16 protein-coding genes and 1 pseudogene are annotated in these 17,693 nt (G+C 71.2%); 7 read left to right on the forward strand and 10 right to left on the reverse strand.

The genetic code is table 11. From position 1 onward, the window contains the following. Both D7W79_RS22745 and D7W79_RS22750 read right to left on the reverse strand, forming a co-directional pair. Window positions 1–921: pseudogene (locus tag D7W79_RS22745) on the reverse strand (carboxypeptidase regulatory-like domain-containing protein); the annotation flags it as partial. A gap of 6 nt (window positions 922–927) precedes the next feature. Further along, on the reverse strand, window positions 928–1,344 hold the full coding sequence (locus D7W79_RS22750) for an exonuclease/endonuclease/phosphatase family protein (RefSeq protein ID WP_244221913.1): 417 nt from the start codon (window positions 1,342–1,344) through the stop codon (window positions 928–930). Window positions 1,345–1,469: 125 nt separating this feature from the next. Here D7W79_RS22750 and D7W79_RS22755 point away from each other — a divergent pair, with 125 nt between their 5' ends. From D7W79_RS22755 to D7W79_RS22775, 5 genes are all read left to right on the forward strand, one after another. Continuing rightward, window positions 1,470–2,066 carry a hypothetical protein gene (locus D7W79_RS22755; RefSeq protein ID WP_120527488.1) on the forward strand — a complete coding sequence of 199 codons (597 nt, stop codon included), beginning with the start codon at window positions 1,470–1,472 and terminating at the stop codon, window positions 2,064–2,066. Between the two features lie 116 nt (window positions 2,067–2,182). Further along, complete coding sequence (locus D7W79_RS22760; protein WP_120527489.1) at window positions 2,183–2,824, forward strand: hypothetical protein; 642 nt, start codon at window positions 2,183–2,185, stop codon at window positions 2,822–2,824. A gap of 125 nt (window positions 2,825–2,949) precedes the next feature. Beyond that, window positions 2,950–3,699: a putative metal-binding motif-containing protein gene (locus tag D7W79_RS22765; protein ID WP_120527490.1), complete on the forward strand. Its 750-nt coding sequence runs from the start codon at window positions 2,950–2,952 to the stop codon at window positions 3,697–3,699. 349 nt (window positions 3,700–4,048) lie between these two features. Further along, window positions 4,049–4,996 (forward strand): Ig-like domain-containing domain, encoded by a 948-nt coding sequence (locus D7W79_RS22770; RefSeq protein ID WP_120527491.1) that lies wholly within the window; start codon window positions 4,049–4,051, stop codon window positions 4,994–4,996. 129 nt (window positions 4,997–5,125) lie between these two features. Next, window positions 5,126–5,662 carry a Uma2 family endonuclease gene (locus D7W79_RS22775; protein ID WP_120527492.1) on the forward strand — a complete coding sequence of 179 codons (537 nt, stop codon included), beginning with the start codon at window positions 5,126–5,128 and terminating at the stop codon, window positions 5,660–5,662. A 9-nt stretch (window positions 5,663–5,671) separates the two neighbouring features. On the opposite strand, the gene D7W79_RS22780 is transcribed toward D7W79_RS22775, so the two are convergent. Together D7W79_RS22780 and D7W79_RS22785 are read right to left on the reverse strand one after the other, a co-directional pair. Next, window positions 5,672–6,484, reverse strand: a complete 813-nt coding sequence (locus tag D7W79_RS22780; protein WP_120527493.1) for a hypothetical protein — start codon at window positions 6,482–6,484, stop codon at window positions 5,672–5,674. Continuing rightward, on the reverse strand, window positions 6,481–8,934 hold the full coding sequence (locus tag D7W79_RS22785) for a TonB-dependent receptor domain-containing protein (RefSeq protein WP_208729808.1): 2,454 nt from the start codon (window positions 8,932–8,934) through the stop codon (window positions 6,481–6,483). Before D7W79_RS22785 ends, D7W79_RS22780 begins: the two co-directional genes overlap by 4 nt. Before the next feature lie 117 nt (window positions 8,935–9,051). Here D7W79_RS22785 and D7W79_RS22790 point away from each other — a divergent pair, with 117 nt between their 5' ends. Further along, the gene (locus D7W79_RS22790) at window positions 9,052–9,939 is read left to right on the forward strand and encodes a hypothetical protein (protein ID WP_120527495.1); all 888 of its coding nucleotides are present in this window, start codon (window positions 9,052–9,054) and stop codon (window positions 9,937–9,939) included. A gap of 37 nt (window positions 9,940–9,976) precedes the next feature. On the opposite strand, the gene trxA is transcribed toward D7W79_RS22790, so the two are convergent. The 5 genes from trxA to D7W79_RS22815 form a co-directional block, all read right to left on the reverse strand. Further along, window positions 9,977–10,360, reverse strand: a complete 384-nt coding sequence (trxA, locus tag D7W79_RS22795; RefSeq protein ID WP_120527496.1) for a thioredoxin — start codon at window positions 10,358–10,360, stop codon at window positions 9,977–9,979. Between the two features lie 9 nt (window positions 10,361–10,369). Beyond that, window positions 10,370–10,693, reverse strand: a complete 324-nt coding sequence (locus D7W79_RS22800; RefSeq protein WP_120527497.1) for an FKBP-type peptidyl-prolyl cis-trans isomerase — start codon at window positions 10,691–10,693, stop codon at window positions 10,370–10,372. Window positions 10,694–10,875: 182 nt separating this feature from the next. After that, a complete protein-coding gene (locus tag D7W79_RS22805; RefSeq protein WP_208729809.1) occupies window positions 10,876–12,018 on the reverse strand; it encodes a hypothetical protein in 1,143 nt (380 codons plus the stop codon). Between the two features lie 201 nt (window positions 12,019–12,219). Beyond that, window positions 12,220–14,112, reverse strand: coding sequence for an NAD(+) synthase (nadE, locus tag D7W79_RS22810; protein ID WP_120527499.1), 1,893 nt, complete (start codon window positions 14,110–14,112; stop codon window positions 12,220–12,222). 112 nt (window positions 14,113–14,224) lie between these two features. Next, window positions 14,225–14,881 carry an LON peptidase substrate-binding domain-containing protein gene (locus tag D7W79_RS22815; protein WP_120527500.1) on the reverse strand — a complete coding sequence of 219 codons (657 nt, stop codon included), beginning with the start codon at window positions 14,879–14,881 and terminating at the stop codon, window positions 14,225–14,227. Window positions 14,882–14,997: 116 nt separating this feature from the next. Between D7W79_RS22815 and D7W79_RS22820 the strand changes: the two genes are divergently transcribed. Continuing rightward, complete coding sequence (locus tag D7W79_RS22820; protein ID WP_120527501.1) at window positions 14,998–15,588, forward strand: YqaA family protein; 591 nt, start codon at window positions 14,998–15,000, stop codon at window positions 15,586–15,588. Between the two features lie 7 nt (window positions 15,589–15,595). Here the strand turns inward: D7W79_RS22820 and D7W79_RS22825 are convergent. After that, window positions 15,596–17,693: ATP-binding protein (locus D7W79_RS22825; RefSeq protein WP_120527502.1), on the reverse strand; the 2,098-nt coding region annotated here is incomplete at its 5' end.

Raw genomic sequence — 17,693 nt, forward strand, 5'->3', positions numbered from 1 at the left:
ATAAGAGACAGCCCGCAGCGTGACGGTGTCCCCCACGCCCTCGGGGAACAGCTTCGCCACGTCCAGCGTCACCGGCTCCACGGAGCCCTCGCGCAGGGGGACCTCCACCGGCTCGCTCTGCTTCCCCGAAGGCGTGCGCAACCAGAGCCGCAGCGACCGGTCCGGAGGCAGGGGCGCGAGCCGCGTCTCGCCGTCATTCACCAGGGGCACGGGGGTGTCGTTCTCGAAGGCCTGCATCAACTCCGGTGCCGCCAGCGCCAGGACCGTCAGCAGGCGGCTGGCCTTCTCCGCGTTCTCCGGATCCACGCCTCGCTGCATCCGCACGGAGAACGTCCCCGGGATATCGCGTGCGCCTTCCAACCGAACGCGCACGCCGGTGGGAGGGTGCTCGCGCAGCGGGCCCAGGTCCACGCGCCCTGTCACCGGCTGCGTGGCGGGCACCTGGTCGCCCCACCAGACCGTCCCATCCGGCGCGAACGCCATCACCTGGTAGCGCGGCGCTGAAGGCACCGCCACAGGCCCCACGACTCCGCCCTGCGCGGAAGCGGTGACAGGGGCCTCCATCCACTCGCGCACGTTGGCCATGTCCTCCAGGCGCGCGGGCCCCGTGCGCGCGAAGCGCAGGCGGCCCTCCTCCTCCCACCATCCGCGATCCGAGTCGGACACGAACGCCGCGCCCACACGCGCCTCGCCCTCGAATGGCCCTGAGCCCTCCAGCGTCGCCGTCAGCCACAGGCCCGCGTCCGCGGCCTCCGCGATCTCCAGCGGAGGAGCCACGTCCGGCACACCGGCGTCCTCGACCCACGCGGTCACGGGAGGGGGCGGCGGCAAGGACACGGGCTCTGAACGCAACAGCATCCACGCGCCCACGCCGAGCAGGAGCACCACCACCACCCCGAACAGGACCTGCATCCAGCGCATGCGTCGTCAGTCCGTGTCGCTGGTGGAGTACAGGGACAGCCACACCGGCGCGTGGTCCGACAGCCGGGTGACGTAGTCCACCGTGTTCGCGATGTAGTCGCGGCCGGTGCTGGAGAACTCCGTCACATAGCTGTCCTGCATCCAGAAGTGATCATACGCGTTGGCATAGCCACCGGACGTGTTCATCGTGGTGGCCACATCCAGCTTGCATGCCACCGCGGGCGACACGGCCTTCAACTGGCTCCAGGACGCGTGCGTGCAGGCCATGTTGTGGTCGCCCACGAGGATGACGTCCTGGTCCGCGCCGCTCGCGGCCTGCACGGACGCGAACACACCGTCGATGGCCTGCGCCTCCAGCGTGCGGTCCGTCGCCGTGCCCCACACCGCGTGCCACCAGTCCTCCCCGTGGAATCGAGGTGACAACTCGCCCCTGCACGACAATCCCCGGACACCACCCATTAAATGAAACTTGATTGCATGTGACTCCTGGTGGCATCTATTGCGGACCCCTGCTCTCACCCGTGGCACCCACCACCCAAGGAGTTCCCATGTCGAAGCATCCCCAGGCCCTGCTGGCCGCTGGCGCCGTCTTCCTACTCGCCGGCTGCGGTACCGGAGAGGTCCCCGCCGAGGAGTCGCAGGCTCCCGTCACCCAGCAGTCGGAGCTGCTCGCCGCCTGCCAGGACACGGAGGAGCTGGCGGAGGTCGCCGAGCACTCGTGCACCCACGCCGAATATGGGCCCTTCGAGTCCGTCACCGCGGCGCCCTACGGCGGCCCGTCCTTCGTGGACGTGAGCGTGGGGCACACTGCGTACAACGTCACCCTGCCGGCCATCACCTACCAGCAGTGGACGCTCGGCTACGCGGGCTCCGTCATCTTCACCCCCGAGGAGTCCACCGAGTACGCCTTCCTCACCTCCGGCTACCGCGCCGTCCGCGTCGTCAACACGGCCACGGGCGAGGAGGCCGGCCTGGAGTGCCGCTACCACGTCCCGCAGGAGGTCTGCGGCAGCCTGCGCACCGCCGTGACCGCCGACCTGGAAGGCGGCGTGGACTACCGCGTGGACTTCGCGGCCGTCGTCCCCCAGCCCGCCACGTTCCGCCTCGTCATCGAGGAGACGGCGCACGACCACCACGAAGAGTAGGCCGCGGTGCGTGAAGGCCCGTGGGCACCTCCAAGGCCCACGGGCCTTCACAACAATCAAAATCTCTTGTCTCCCAGTTGCATCTACATCACGGATTCCGATGAGGCAGCCCTCCCATGCGCACCCCTTTTCCCGCCCTCCTCCTGGCCGGAGGCCTCGCGGTCCTGACCGCCTGTGGTGGCGACGCTCCTCCCGCCCCGGACGACACGCCCCAGGAGCAGGGCGACCCATGCGCCCCCCATGGCCACATCCACCGCGAGCCTGAGGGCGACTGGTGCCACTGCGACCGGGGCTACCTGGCCAGCGAGCAGGGCCTGTCGTGCGTGACGGATCCGGACTACGTGCCGCGCGAGGGCTTCGACTTCGGGGACAACGGCGAGCACGCCTGCTGGCACGTCGCGAACGGTCCCTTCGCCACCGTCACCGCGTCCCCGGAGCGGCAGCCGCGCGTGGACGACTTCCACACGCACTACACCGTCCAGCTGCGCCCGGAGAACGGTCAGTCCGTGGGCACCTTCGGCTTCAAGGCCTGGGCCTCCGGAGACTTCGTCCTCTACCTGAGCACGCCCGACGTCGCCGTCACCGTGAAGGAGGGCGAGCGTGTCGTGGAGCCCGTGGGAACCCAGCCCACCGGCCCCTTCTGCGACGGCCTGAAGCAGATGGTCGGCTACGAGCTGACGGACAAGGTCCAGTACACCGTCACCTTCGGCCCCACCCCGCGCACCGGGCTGGGGCTCGTCATCGAGCACCTCCAGTGACGGGCCTGGATCGCGCGAGCTATATTGCAACCAAGTTGCGTTTACGGCATGAGTAGGCCACCGGGCGCACCGGCGGCTTCTGGCCGCCTGGCACCCCGCGCCCGGCATCCCGAAAGGAACCACCCATGTTGAAGATGAAGCGCATCGCGCTGGGCGCGCTGTTGTCGCTCGGCCTGACGGCCTGCGGACCGATGGAGGAGGCGCCGGAAGCCTCCTTCGAGGCGCGGGACTCGCAGGAGCTGGAGGCAGGCTGCACGTCGCTGGGCACGAGCATCACCACGCACGCGTGCACCCACGCCGGCAACCCCACGGACCACGTGTCCATCACGGCGAGCGCCACGCGCGTCACCAGCGCGCCCGCCATCAGCACGAAGCACAAGGCCTATGACCTCGCGCTGCCGTCCGGCGCCGAGGGCTCGGTGACGTATGTTCCCGCCGCGACCGGTTCGTATGCGTTCTACCGGACGCAGAACGTGGCCTTCACCGTCATCAACGGGAGCACCAGCGCGACGGTGCCGGCCGCGCTGACGCACACCGTGTCGTCCTCGGGCTGCGCGCTCGTCCATGTGTCCGTCTACGACCTGACGGCGGGCACGACGTACATCGTCGCGGCGGGGCCCGCGTCCGGCAATGCCCTCACCGTGGTGCCGGAGTTCCTCAACGACACGCGCACGCGCTACTACCAGGACGCGGACGGCGACGGGTACGGCAACAACACCACGTCCGTGCTCACCGCGTGCACGCCGCCCTCTGGCTACACGACACAGCGCTTCGACTGCAACGACACGCCGGGCTCCGGCGCCAGCATCCACCCGGGCGCCACGGAGATCTGTGGCAACGGCGTCGATGACAACTGCGACGGCTCGCAGTGCTGACGGCTGTTCCCTGACGCGGACCTGAGCCGGTCCGCTCCCGCGCCGGAGCACCTCCCTCGGAAGGGTGCTCCGGCGTGGGCCTTTCGCCCGAAGGACGCTCGACGCCGTGTCCTCCCTGAACACGGCGCACCGCATCCCCGCTTCCCCTGAAGGACGCTCGACGGAGCGTCCTCCACCGCCGCACTGAACGCGGCGCACCGCATCCCCTGCTCCACCCTGAAGGACGTTCGACGGTGCGTCCTCCACCGCCGCACTGAACGCGGCGCACCGCATCCCCCACTCCACCGTCCTCCACCGCCGCACTGAACGCGGCGCACCGCTTCCGCCCCACCGCATGAAGGACTCCCCGATGCGTCTCTCCTCCGCCACCTTCCTGTTCGCCACCTGTGCCGCCCTCGCGCTGACCGGCTGCGATGACGACGAACCCGTCACGCCGGACGCCGGCACTTCTACGGACGCAGGTACGGACGCGGGCAGCGATGCCGGTACGGACGCGGGCACGTCCACGTCCACCGCCACCGTCACCGCATCCAAACCCGCCGAGGGCGAGTCGGACGTCTACCCGCTGGAGATGTACCTGGACGCGTCCGGGCAGACGCCGCTCATCGCCTTCCGCAAGGTGCTGACGCTCACGTTCAGCGAGCCCATGGATCCGTCCGCAGCCAGGGTCACGCTGCATGACCGCACGGACGCCACCCTCCCCGCCCGCGTCCTCACCGTCACCTGGTCCGAGGACGCGCGCACGCTCACCGTCACCGTGCCGCGCACGGAGGAGAGCACCCGGCCGCTGGAGGTCTCCACGCGTTACGCCCTGTCGCTGGAGACACTGAGGGACGCGGCCGGACGCGCGCTGTCAGACGCCACGCTGGACTTCACCACCGGCGAGCGCGACCCGGCGCTGGAGCACGCGTGCACGCATACGCTCATCAACACGCCGGAGGCCGTCACCGCGGGCCGCACACCCTTCGACTTCCCGCCCGACACGCAGACCGGCCACGCGCGCTACGACGTCACCCTGCGCTCCGGTGAGGCGGGCTTCGGCGGCTACACGGGCTTCATCTCCGACCCGGAGCACGCGGAGCACGTCACGCTCTATCTGAATCAGGAGGTGCCCACGAAGGTCACCAACGACACGGCGGGGACGGACGTGGCGTCGGTGCTCGCCCCCGCGCGTTTCATCTGCGCCGGCATCACGCACACGGTGAAGTTCACGTCGGAGCCGGGGGATCAGATCCACCTGCTCCAGTTCGGTCCCGTGGCCTCGGAGCACATCCAGTTCGTGCTGGAGCGTGAATAGCAAGGCCCACACGACCCGTGGGAAGGGCGTGCGTCCACCAGGACAAGGTGGGCCGCCCTGGCGGTCCAATGCCGCGGGGAAGACTGCCCGCTACGGTGACGGTCTCTCTCGGACTTGGAGGCCCACCGCATGCGCAACGCAGCCACCCGCAAGATGCTCGCCCCTTACGAGGAAGTGCAGACGTTGCCCCACTACCTGGTGGGCGAGGCGCTCGATGGCGTCCTCTACGTCTCGGCGCCGCCCACCGCGCGCAAGCAGGGCCTGACGCCGCTGCTGGGCCGCGCGCCGGAGGGCTGGTGGTGGACCTCCGAGCCCCGGCTGCTGCTGGGCCAGGACGTGCTCGTGCCGGACCTCGCGGCCTGGGTGGGAGGACGGCCGCCGACGCTGCCCGACGGCGCCTTCATCGACCGTGTGCCGGATTGGATCTGCGAGGTGCTGACCCCCGCCACCGCGAAGCTGGATCTGGCCGCCAAGCTGCCGCGCTATGCCCGCGCGGGCATCCGCAACGCCTGGGTCATCAACCCCGTGCACCGCGTGGTGGAGGTGTTCCGCCAGGAACACGAGCACTGGGTCTTGGTGAGGACCTGCGTCGGCGAGGAGCAGGTGCGCGTCGAACCCTTCGAGCGCGTGGACCTGCAGCTGTCGCCGTTCTGGACCCAGGAGTGAGGCCCCCGGTCACGCCGCCAGCTCCCATGTGCCCGTGAACGCGTCGAAGCGGCGCACGTTGACGCTCAGCGCCCGGTACACCTGCGTGTCCGCCCCCACGTCCACCGGTGTCCCGTCCGCAGGCAACGTCAGCCGGTCGAACCGAGCACCGCTGAACCAGCGGTGCGGCTGTGGCTCCAGGACGAAGAGGCCCTCGTCGTCCAGGTCCACGTCGATGGGCACGAAGTCCACGCGCTGAAGCTCCACGGGGGGCGGGAAGTCCATCGCGACGCGGAAGGGCACGCGCGCCTCCGCCTGGGTCGCGACGCCCTCCAGGAACAGGGAGCGCCCTTGCATCACGTCCGCCTCCGCTCCCAATGCACTCGAGGGCGGCTGGAGCAGCAGCGACAGCGACCGCGCCACGCCCGCGATGCCCGGCGAGCGCCCCAGCACGCGCGCCTGTCCCGCGTCCGCGAGCAGATCGAAGACGACCTCGCGGTCCCACTCGCCCAGCACCCGGCCTCCGGAGAAGAAGTCGCCCTCATGCGCGTGCGCGGTGGGCAGCAGCACGTCCCCCAGGCGGCGCAGCAGGGCCTGGGGCCGGAGGGGCGAGGCCTTCTCGAACAGGTAGATGGGCCCCAGCACCAGGCGCGCGGTGGTGAGCACCACGCTCCAGCCGGTGTCGGTGGTGAAGGTGCCGGCGGTGGACTCACCGGGCGCGAACGCCGTGCGCAGGCCCATGCGGAAGGTGATGCTCCGGCCTCCGGTGCCGGACAGGCCGCAGCCCGCCGCGAGCGCTCCGCCCAGCATCCACGTGAAGGCACGACGGGTGGGACGCATCATGGCCGGTCCTCCTGGAGGTCCAGGTACACGGTGAGGGTGCCGCTCACGGTGCGAGGGGCACCGGCGGAGAAGTGGCGCGTGGCCAGCAGGGACGCGGGTGCGTCGGGGCCACGGAAGTTGGACACGTAGTTGAACTCGGACTCCCGCCAGCGTGCGTCCAGCAGGTTCTCCACCGACAGGCCCAGCTCCACGGCGCGCCAGCGCGCGCGGGCCGCCACGTCGAAGAGGAAGATGGATTCGCTGTAGCGGTCCAACGGCAGGGGCTTGGGCCCGATGGCGCTGTGCCCCAATGCCACGCTCCATCCCACCGGTTGCCGGGCCACGGTGGCGGTGCCCCGCCACGACGCGTCCACGCGGCCCAGCACCTGCGGGATGTATGGCAGCACCGTGCCGTCCCACAGCCGCCACGGCGACGCGCCAGGCAACGGCTGCGTCGCGCGGGCCCACGCGAGGCTCGCCTGCACGTCCAGGCGCTGCTCCCACTGGAAGCGCGCGCTGCCGAACGCGCCCAGCCGCTGCGATGGGCCAATGGGCTGGTTGCGTCCCGTCGTCTCGCTGAACACCAGGTCCTGCGACACGCGCGTGGCGAACACGGCGCTTCGCAGCTCCAGCGCGGAGGGGCCGTCGGCCCATCGCCAGCCCAGGCCCGTCTCCCCGGACGTCACCCGCGCGTACGGCGCGAACTCCGCGTCGGACAGGCCCGCCGCGTCGCTGGAGCGTGCCCCCAGGCCCGCGCTGGTCAGCCACGTGAGGCGCGGCGTCAGGCGCACCTCCGCGCTGGCGCGGGGACTGGCGAAGAAGCCATAGGCCTCCACGGACTCCTCCGGGATGCGAGCCCCCTGCCGGTCCGCATCCGGCCGGTTCAGGTCCTCCACGCCGAACAGGAACGTGTCCACGCGCACGCCGCCGCGCAGCGTGAGCCATTCCAGCGGCGCGCCCCGCAGGGACAGGTACGCGCCCAGGTTCGTCACGCGCACCTGGTTGTCGAAGACGGTGGCGTAGGGCGCACCGCCCTTGTCGCGCAGGCGCCGCGCGCGGGTGTGCACGGTGTCGTAGCGGGCCACGTAGCCCAGCTCCAGCGGTTGGGGCTGTCCCGCCCAGGTGAGGCCCGGCGTGTAGCGTCCGCGCAGGCCCACGGTGGTGCCCTGATAGGACTGCTCGGTGTTGTCGCCGCGCTGGGCTTCGCCGATGGGGGGCGTGTCCTGGAGGAAGCCGGTGAAGTTCTCGCGACTGCGCATCTGTCGCGCGATGGCGAAGGCCTGCTGCACGAAGCGGCCTCCGCGCTCCAGCCGGGACGTCAGCTCCACGGAGGCGAGGTGGCGCTGGCTCGCGCCGCCCTGGTTCGGGTCGTAGAGACAGAAGAACTGCGAGTCCGCATCCGGGCCGCACGGCAGCCGCGCGTCCACGACGTCCGTCTCCCGCACCACGCCCGCGGAGCCGTAGCGCGCGCCGTAGCTCGCGCCGAACAGGCGCAGCTTCGTCTCCGGCCCCAGGCGCAGCTCCGTCTGGGCCATGAGGCCCGCGTTCGCATACGCGCGGTTCGGGCCGAAGCCGTGCCCCTGGCGCAGCAGCACGCCGATGAAGGTGGCGGCGGTGGACTCCGGCGGGCCCCACACCAGGGACAGCCGGCGCGACGCGAAGCCGCCGTAACTGGCGGACGCGGTGATGCCCCGCTGCTCCAGCCCCAGCTGGTACTCCACGGTGCCCGCGACGCCGAAGTCGCCCTGGGATGGATCATAGGGACCCTCCGTCACGCGCAGGGAGCGCACCAGCTCCGGGATGATGAAGTACGTGTCCGCGTAGCCGTGGCCGTGCGCATGGGAGACCTCGTTGAGGGGCACGCCGTCCAGGCGGAGCTCCACGTCCTTGCCCTCGCCCGCGTCGAAGCCGCGCAGGTAGACGGTCTCCGCGTGCCCTTCCCCACCGTGGTTGGCGAGCATCACGCCCGGAGCCAGCAGCATCAGGTCCGTCGCCGAGTTGCGAGGCACGTCCGCGAGCTGCCCCACCGTGATGTGGAAGTCCCCCACCGCGACAGGAGGCGACGCGGCGGACTGCCCGCGCACCGTGGTGGAGAACACAGGCGGCTCCGGCTTCGGAGGTGGCTCCGGCGCCGGGACAGGAGGGGGCGCGGCCACCGGCTCGAACGTCACCGGCACGTCCACGCGCACCTCCAGCGGCTCCTCCCCCCGGCGCGCGGGTTCGAAGCGCCACCGCAGGGCCGCCGCCATCGCGGCCCGGTCGTACGCCTCGCCCCCGGACTCCCTCACCTCCACCTGGGACACCTCTCCCCCGGAATCAATGGTCAGCCGCAGCAGCACCCGCACGGCCTCCGTCAACGGCGGGACGTCCGCCGGCATCACGGGCGGCGGCGCCTCCACGGGCACGGGCGGCGTCACGGGCACTTCGGGCGACGCGCTCAACAGCCAGAGCACCAGCGTCGGGATGAACACGGGCAACGACCTCGGCCGGCGGGGTCCACCCGACACAGGCGGACCTCCCGACGGCGGCCCGTGGATACCGCAACCCAGGCTTGACTTGCAACTTAGTTACAAATACCAACCAGATGCATGAACCAACGAAGCAAGTGGACCCGGGGCCTGCTCGTGGGCGTGCTGGGCCTTGGGGCCTCCGGCTGCGGCGACGCCGTGGCGCGCGGCGACGTGCGGGTGACGTTGAGCGGCGGGGACGGCACGCAGCGCGGCTACGCGGACCACCTCTTCCAGGACGGCTGGTCCGTGCAGTTCACGAAGTACCTGGTGTCCCTGGGCGACTTCACCCTCACCTCCGCGGCTGGCGACGTGCACACCACGACGGATCACCTGCTGGTGGACGTGCAGAAGGGGGATGTGCCCCTCACCGGCCTCACGGGCCTGGAGGCGGGGCGCTACGGGGTGGCCTTCCGGGTGAGCCCTCCGGAGGCGCGCACCGTGGCCGGCGCGTCCGTGTCCGCGGACGATCTGGCGATGATGCGCGAGCGCGGCTTCAGCTACTTCGTGGAGGGCCGCGCGCAGAACCGGGACCCCACCCTGGGCCTCTACACCTTCCGCATGGGCTTCCCCGTCAACGCGCGGATGGTGGACTGCATCAACGGCGTGGACGGCACCCAGGGGCTCGTCGTGCCGGAGAGCTCCGTGGCGGAGGCCGAGGTCACCATCCACGCCGAGCACATGTTCTACGACCGGCTGGGCACCCACCGCGGCGTGCAGCTGCGCTTCGAGGCCATCGCCGCCACCGCGGACGCGAACCACGCCATCACGCCGGAGGGACTGGCGTCCCAGGAGCTGCTCGACCTGCGCGGCCTGGACGGCGGCGAGCTGCGCGACGCCCAGGGCCAGCCGGTCGTCTACCAGCCCGGCGCCTATGCGCTGCGCACGCTCCAGGAGTTCGTCACCCAGAGCATCGTGGATCAGGCACACCTCAACGGCGGCGGCGTCTGCACCGTCGCCGCGCCGTAGGGCCTTCCCCTTGCGGAAGGAAGGCCCCGGCGGGACGTCAGGCCTTGGGCGCTTCCTTGGAGGCGCGCTGCGCTTCGACCTCGCGCCGCACGTCGTCCATGTTCAGCGCGCGGACCTGCCGGATGAGGTCCTCCAGCGCCGCCTTGGGCAGCGCGCCCGGCTGGTCGAACAGGAGGATGCCGTCACGGAACACCATCAGCGTGGGCATGGCGCGGACCTCGAAGGCCCCCGCGAGCTCCGGCTGCGCGTCGACGTCGATCTTCCCGAAGACGATGTCCTGATGGGTCTCCGATGAGGCCTTGTACACGGGCTCGAACGCCTTGCAGGGCCCGCACCAGGTCGCCCACCAGTCCAGGACGACGATGCCGCCCTTGCCCACCGTCTCCTTGAAGTTGTCCTTCGTGATTTCGAGCGTCGCCATGATGACCTCCTAACGAACGTCCAACAGCTCCACCTCGAAAAGGAGGGTGGCATTGGGGGGAATCACACCGGCCGCGCCGCGCGAGCCGTAGCCCAGCTCCGGCGGGATGGTGAGCTTGCGGACGCCGCCGACCTTCATGCCCGCGACGCCCTGGTCCCAGCCCTGGATGACCTGGCCCGCGCCCAGCGAGAAGGTGAAGCCCTGTCCCCGGTCCCGGCTGCTGTCGAACTTCTTGCCGTCGGTGAGCGTGCCCACGTAGTGCACCGTCACCCGCTTGCCCGCGACCGCCTCCGTGCCGGTCCCGACCTTCACGTCTTCCGTCTTCAAGCTCACGCCAGGCTCCTCGGCGGGAATCCGCCATGGAAAAATGCGCACTCTAACGCCGGGCGCAGCCTCCCGCCTCCCTGAAAGCCCGGCCCCCGCGCCGGAATAAAAAAGTGACGGCGGGGCTCCGGATGGTTCCGGAGACCCCGCCGCCAGCTCCTGCCATGGAGGCCGTGACTTCAAACTTCAGGTCAGAACGTGCCACCCACGTTCAGCGTGGTGGTGTAGCTGCCGCCGCCCGACGGGTCGCTGCCGCCCGGCTGGATGTCCGGAGCGAACTGCTTGTCGAACAGGAAGTTGTAGTAGCCACGCAGGTCCGCGGTGAAGTGGCCGAAGTGGCCGCGCACGCCCACGCCCGCCGGCACGTTGCCCACGGTGTCGTCGCTGTAGCCGAGCGACTCACCGCCGCGGAAGTGGTAGTTGCTGATGCCGATGCCGCCCAGCAGGTACGGCTGCACCGCCGTCGGCGCGATGGCCAGCGTCAGGGCCGCCTGACCACCGTTGCGCACCAGGTCCGGGCCGTTGTCGGCACCCGCGGCACCCGCGTCCTTGATGTTGTTCAAGGCACCGGAGTAGCCGACCTCGATGCCCAGCACGGACGTCGGCTTGAGCGACGCCGTCACGGCCGCGGAGGGGCCGGGGGCAAGCTGCGGAGCCAGGGCGCCGGTGTAGCCTTCCACACCGCCACCGATGAGCAGCGTCAGGCCCTTCTTGTCGTTCTTGTCCTTCTTCTCCACCTCGAGCGGCTTGATGTCCTCATTGGCTGACGCCGTGGGCGTGTAGCTCGGAGGAGGCGTGGTCATGCCGCTGCCGCCCGTGGCCTCCTGGCCAGACAGCGAACTGCTGCTCTGGCTCATGCCGCCGCTGCTGGAGCCGGACGGAGGCGGAGGCGGAGCGGGAGGCTCGGCCGCGGGAGGCGGAGGAGTCGGCTCGCTCTGCGGCGTGATGCCACTGGCGCCGCTGCCGCCCGTGCCGGACTGGTTGTTCACCGGCTCGCAACGCAGCGGCATGTTCAGGTAGACCGCGCCGCTGCCACCCGTGCCACTCGCGCTGGGGCTGCTCAGGCCCTGGTCGCTGGTGCCCAGGTTCTTCGAGGAGCCCTCCATCGACGACCCGGACTGGCCGCTGCCGCCCGTGCCCTGAAGCGATTCATCCACCGGCGCTTCCTCGATGGTGAGGTCCTCCTCCTGGGCCCCTCCCGTGGAGGACTGCGCCGTCTTGTCGTTGTCCTTGTGGACCGCGGCCTGCCCTGGAGGGCAATCCTTCTCCGCCGCACCTGCGCCCGTCCCATACATGAGCGCCGCGATGGCGCCCGCCAGAATCTTTGCTTTCATCCAACCCTCCATCGTCGACTGACTGACATGAAGGTTGTCGTGCGAGGGACATCCGGCAAGCCTTGCGCGGAAGGTCAAAGACAGCTGACCTGCCCGTCCGCCCTCCAGGGGAGGAGGCGTGGTTTCAGAGCCACTTCACGGGGGCGGAGGGCCCGGACGCCTCCCTGCCCAGCGTCAAAGACAGACGTTGAAAGCCATCCGTCACGCGTCGCGCAGCCACGCCGAACCGGTGACGACAGGCAATTGCAGCGCGCGTTCGCGGTCCAGGTCCAGGTTGCCGATGTGCAGGGACAGCGGCGCCTGCACCCACTTGTAGATGGACTGCTGGAACAGGCGCACGAAGCGGTCCACGTACCCGCCCAGCCGCTCCGCGTCCACCTCCGGGAACATCGCCGTGAGCGCGGTGCGCATCTCCGACGGGGTGAGCTTCTCGCCCGCGTGCAGGTAGAAGCACGCGTCCAGGATGGGGAAGGGCATCAGCTCCTCCTCGCCCACCTGATCATGCGCCAGCTCCGGCCCCGCGGGCTTGGCCAGCACCTTGCGGATGCCCTCGTAGCCGGTGGTCTCCTGGAGGTAGTCCAGCAGGTACATCACCACCGTCTTGGGCACGTTGGCGATGACCGCGAGCGCGCCCATCAGGTCGCCGCCGATGGTGGTGTAGCCCACGGACTTCTCGCTCATGTTGCCCGTCTGCAGGAACAGGCCGCCGCAGGAGTTGCTCCAGTTCCACATGCGCTGCGCGCGGATGCGGGCCTGGATGTTCTGCTCGGTGATGGGGGTGAGCTTCGCGGTCCCCAGCATCTGCTGCGCGGCGGCCTTCTCCCGCTCGAAGGCCTCTTCGATGGAGACCACCTGGAAGGGCACGCCCAGTTCGCGCGCGATGGTCTCCGCCGCGTCGCGCGTCTGCTGGCTGGAGTACGGGCTGGGCATGTAGAACGCCTGGATGAGCGAGCCCGGGTTGTCCGGCCGCGCGCGCTTCGCGTACCGGTGCGCGATGAGCAGCGTGAGCAGCGAGTCCCGCCCGCCCGACAGCGCGATGCCGAACAGCTTGAAGGCGCGCGTCTTCTCGAAGTAGTCGCCCACGCCCAGCGACAGCGCGTCCAGGATGTCCTCGCACAGCGCCACGCGCGCGGTGCGGCGGGTGTCCGGCGCGGGCAGGAAGAAGCTGCGGTGCGCGGGCACGGGATAGGGCAGCTTCTCCCGCCGCGTCTTCACCGCCTGGGTGCAGTCCACGACGGGCACCTTCTTGCCGCCCGCGGACACCCACGACTCCTTGTCCACGCGCCAGGTGGTGTTCTCCGTGCGCAGGCGCAGCGTGCGGTCCAGGTCCACCACGGCGGTGGTGAAGCCCTGCTGGAAGCGCGGCGTCTCCAGCACGGGGCGGCCGTTCTGGTTGATGAAGCCGCCGCCGTCGAAGATGAGGCCGTCGTTGCTGCCCACCGCGTTGGCGTACGCGATGGTCACCTGATGGTCGGACGCGCGCGTGGCGATGAGCTCGCGGCGCGTCTCCCAGAAGCCCAGCCGGAAGGGGGACGCGGACAGGTTCACCACCAGCTCGCCGCCGGAGTACGCGCGCCGGCGCATGGGGCCGTCCGCGCTCCAGATGTCCTCGCACACCTCCGGCGCCACCGTGCCGAAGTCGAACTGGAACATGTAGTCGCCCAGCGGCACGCCCCGGTGCTCTTCCGCCATGCCCGGCTGGCCGTGGCCGAACGTGCGGCCCTCGTAGAAGACGTTGTACGTGGGCAGCTTCTCCTTCGGCACCAGGCCCAGCACCTTGCCGCCCGCCACCACCGCCGCGCAGTTGAGGCGCACGCCCTGGAGGGCCACGCCCACGCCCAGGATGCTCACCAGGGGCAGCGCCGCGGTCTCCCTCGCGAAGCGCTCCAGCTCCGGCCACTGGTGGTCGATGAAGCCCTGCCACTGGACCAGGTCCTCGGCGGGGTAGCCCGCGATGACCTGTTCGGGGAAGACGCCCAGCGTGACGTCCTCGGCCGCCATCTTCCTCGCCAGGTCCAGCACCCGGTCGGTGTTCGCCTGGAAGGCGCCCACGGTGGTGTTGACGCTGGCGATGCCAATCTTCACGAGCCGCATGGTGCGTCGCTCTCCCTGGGAAGGCGTGATGCCCCGAGCAATGCGCGCCTGAGGGGGCCAGGGCAAGCGGATGATGCGGCCCCTGCCCCGGTGCGTTCAGTTCCGCGGGCCGCTAGTTCAGCGGTCCGCTGGGGCGCACCGGCTGCAGCTGGCTCAAGAGGTCGCTCACGTCCTCCAGCACCGCCTCCAGGCGGCGCCGGACGTCCAGCTCTCCCAGCAGCTCCTGCCGCCGCCCGGGCTCCGGCACCAGCGCGGACGCCACCACGTCCGCCAGCATGCCGCCCCCGGCGCGCGCGGCCACCGGCAGCAGGCTCTCCGCGAACGAGGGAGGCACCCGGCCGGCCAGCTCGAAGACGGCCTGGCGCAGCTGCTCCTCCTCCGGCCCCGTGTAGTGCGGATCCACCAGCACCTGGCCGCGCACCTGGCGGTAGAGCGTGCCCGGCGCCAGCTCCTCCACCATCCGCACCCGGCTGACGCCCTGCAGGAGGATGTTGTAGCGCCCGTCCTCCACCTGCTCGTCCCAGACGATGACGCCCGCGCACATCAGGGGCTGTAGCGGCGGACGGCCCTCATAGTTCCCCTCCCAGCCGGGCTCCAGCTGGCCCAGCGCCAGCACCCGGTCCGTGGCGAGCGCGTCCTTCACCAGCGCCCGGTAGCGCGGCTCGAAGATGTGCAGGGGAATCACGGTGTGCGGGAAGAGGACCGCCGACGGCAGCGGAAACACCTTCAGCGCGATGGCGGCGCGTTCCACGGTTTCTTGTGCGGTCATGGTCACCTTCCCCGTGTGTAAGCCCCTGGGGCATGGGGCGCATTCCAATCAGGCAGGCATCCGGGCCCGGCGTCCCGGTGGCAAGGGCCCCCGGTTCCGCTAGGGTGCGCCCCCGCATGTCCTCTACAGAGCCTTCCCTGCCTTCCGCCCCGGCCTCCCCGGCCGCTGGCGCCCCGAAGCTGTCCTGGTACCGCCGGCTGTACCTGCGCGTGGAGGCGGCCTCCTCCACCCCGCACGCGCTCGCCACGATGATGGCGGTGTCGGTGGTGGATGGGTCCATCTTCCCCATCCCCCCCTTCGCGGTGCTGGTGCCCATGGTGCTCGCCCAGCCGAAGAAGTGGGTGCGCTACTGCCTGCTGGGCACCCTGGCGAGCCTCGTAGGCGGCCTCATCGGCTACGCGCTGGGGGCGGGGGTGGGCGAGGGCATCACGCAGCTGCTGCACATCGACCTGGACGTGCGCGTGGACCGCTTCGGCGTGTCCGGCACGGTGGGCGAGCTCCTGGGGCGCAACTTCTGGGTGCTGGCGCTGCTGTGCTCCATCCTGCCCACGCCGTTCAAGATCGTCGCCATCGGCAGCGGCCTGGTCTCGGTGCCGCTGGAGCGCTTCCTGCTGGCGTCCGTCATCGGCCGCTCGGTGCGCTTCTTCCTGGTGGGCAGCGTGGTGCGCTTCTTCGGCCCCACCGCCCGCAAGTGGCTGCGCGTCTGAGGCGCGGCTAGCCGCGGCGCGTGCCGCCCACCGCGCCGCGCGCCACCACCTCCAGGGTCGCGGCTTGCCGCGACTCAGGAGGCCCGCCCTCCAGCAGCACCTCCTCCACCGTGGCCAGCAGCACGTCCGGGCGCACCGGCTTCTCCAGCACCCGGCGGGCCACCGTCTCCACGAACGCGCGCGCCTCCGGCGACGACGCACCGCCGGAGATGAACACCACCCGCGACACCAGCGCGGGCGCCTCCTGCTGAAGCCGCCGGTACACCGCGATGCCGTCCATGCCCGGCATCTGCAGGTCGCACAGCACCACGTCGAAGGACGCGCCCTCGGCCACCTTCGCCAGCGCGTCCTCGCCGCGCGTGACGGTGACGACCTCGTAGGCAGGCTCCATCAACAGGCGCATGGACTGCGCCAGCCGGGGCTCGTCGTCCACGATGAGCACCCGCCCCTTGCGCCCGGAGGCCGCCGCTGCCTGCCCTGAAGCCGCGCCGCGTGACACGGTGGGCAGGGCCGGCGCGCTCCCGGCGCTCTGCACGGGCGCGGGCGGCAGGAGCAGCGTGAAGGTGGCGCCCTCCCCCGGCACGCTGTGCACGTGCAGCTCGCCCCCGTGCGTGCGGACGATCTGCTGGCAGATGGCGAGCCCCAATCCAGTGCCCTCGGTGCTGCCCTTGGTGGTGAAGAACGGGTCGAAGATGCGCGGCAGCACGTCCGGCGGGATGCCGCCGCCCGTGTCCTCCACCTCCACGCGCGCGTGGCCGGACGCGTCCGTGCTGGTGCGCACGCGCACCTCGTGGCGGTCGGGGTCTCCTTCCGGGATGGCCTGCAGGGCGTTCACCAGCAGGTTGAGCAGCACCTGCCCCAGCCGCGCCTCGCTGCCCAGCACGCGGGGCACCGGCCTGAAGTCCTCCACCAGCCGCGCGCGCGAGCGCAGGGCGTGCAGCACCACGCGCACCGCGGGGGGCACCAGCGCGTTCAGGTCCACCAGTCCGCGCTCCGGCGCGCCCTCGCGGCTGAACACCTGGAGGTCCCTCACGATGAGGCGGATGCGCTCCGCGCCCTCCTGGGCCTCGCGCACGCAGGAGAGCGCGTCGCGCACGCCCTCCGGGGCCTCCGCCCCTTCCGCGGCCAGGTTGCGCTGGGCGGCATCCAGGTTGATCAGCAGGTAGGCCAGCGGGTTGTTGATTTCATGGCCCACGCCCGCGGCCAGCGTGCCCACCGCCGCCACGCGCTCGGCGGCCACCAGCCGCGCCTGCAGTTCCTTCGTCGCGGTGACGTCGCGGTGGGTGGCCACGAAGTGCGTCACGGCCTCGCCGTTGGCGCGCACCGGGGACAGCTGCATCTCGCTCCACACGCGCGTGCCGTCCGGCCGCGTCAGCGCCACCTCCGCGCGCAGCGAGCGCTCCTCGCGCAGCGCCTCCAGCAGCCGCTGCCGGTCCCCGCCGTCGCCGGACGCCAGCAGCTCCCCGGGCGCCGTGCCCACCAGCTCCTCGCGCCGCCGGCCCACCAGTGCGCAGAGGGCCTCGTTGGCGAACACGGTGTTGAGCACGCCCGGCTCGCGCACCTCGCAGATGAGCACGCCCTCGTGCACCGCGCGCACGGTGGTGGCCAAGAGCTCCAGCAGCTCCACCGCCTGGCGGCGCTCCGCGCGGGCCGCCGCGAGCAGCAGGCCCGTCAGCGCGGTGATGCCGATGAAGAGCTGCAGCACCACCAGCCCCCGATGCGGCAGGTCCGTCATGAAGAACGGCCCCAGCTCCCGCGCGGTGCCGGCGATGGCCGCCAGCGCGACGATGAGCGACGACAGCGCCCCGCCCCGCAGCCCGAAGCCCAGGGCCGCCCACGCCGTCAGCGGGAAGAGCAGGAACGTCAGCGCGTGCGCCGCCCCGGAGCCCGGCCGGGGGAAGGCGAAGACGCCCACGCACACCGCCGCCGTCAGCGCCAGCAGCAGCAGCGCTTCCCCCGACCGCTCCGTGCGCCGGGGCCTGCGCAGGAACAGCACGGGCGTCACCAGCACCATGCCCAGCAGGTCCGCCATCCACCACAGCCAGCCGGAAGGGCCCCACAGCGCCGCGGGCACCACCCCGCCCTGCACGAGCCCCAGCGTGCCC

Source organism: Corallococcus exercitus, from assembly GCF_003611585.1.
Taxonomy (GTDB): domain Bacteria; phylum Myxococcota; class Myxococcia; order Myxococcales; family Myxococcaceae; genus Corallococcus; species Corallococcus exercitus.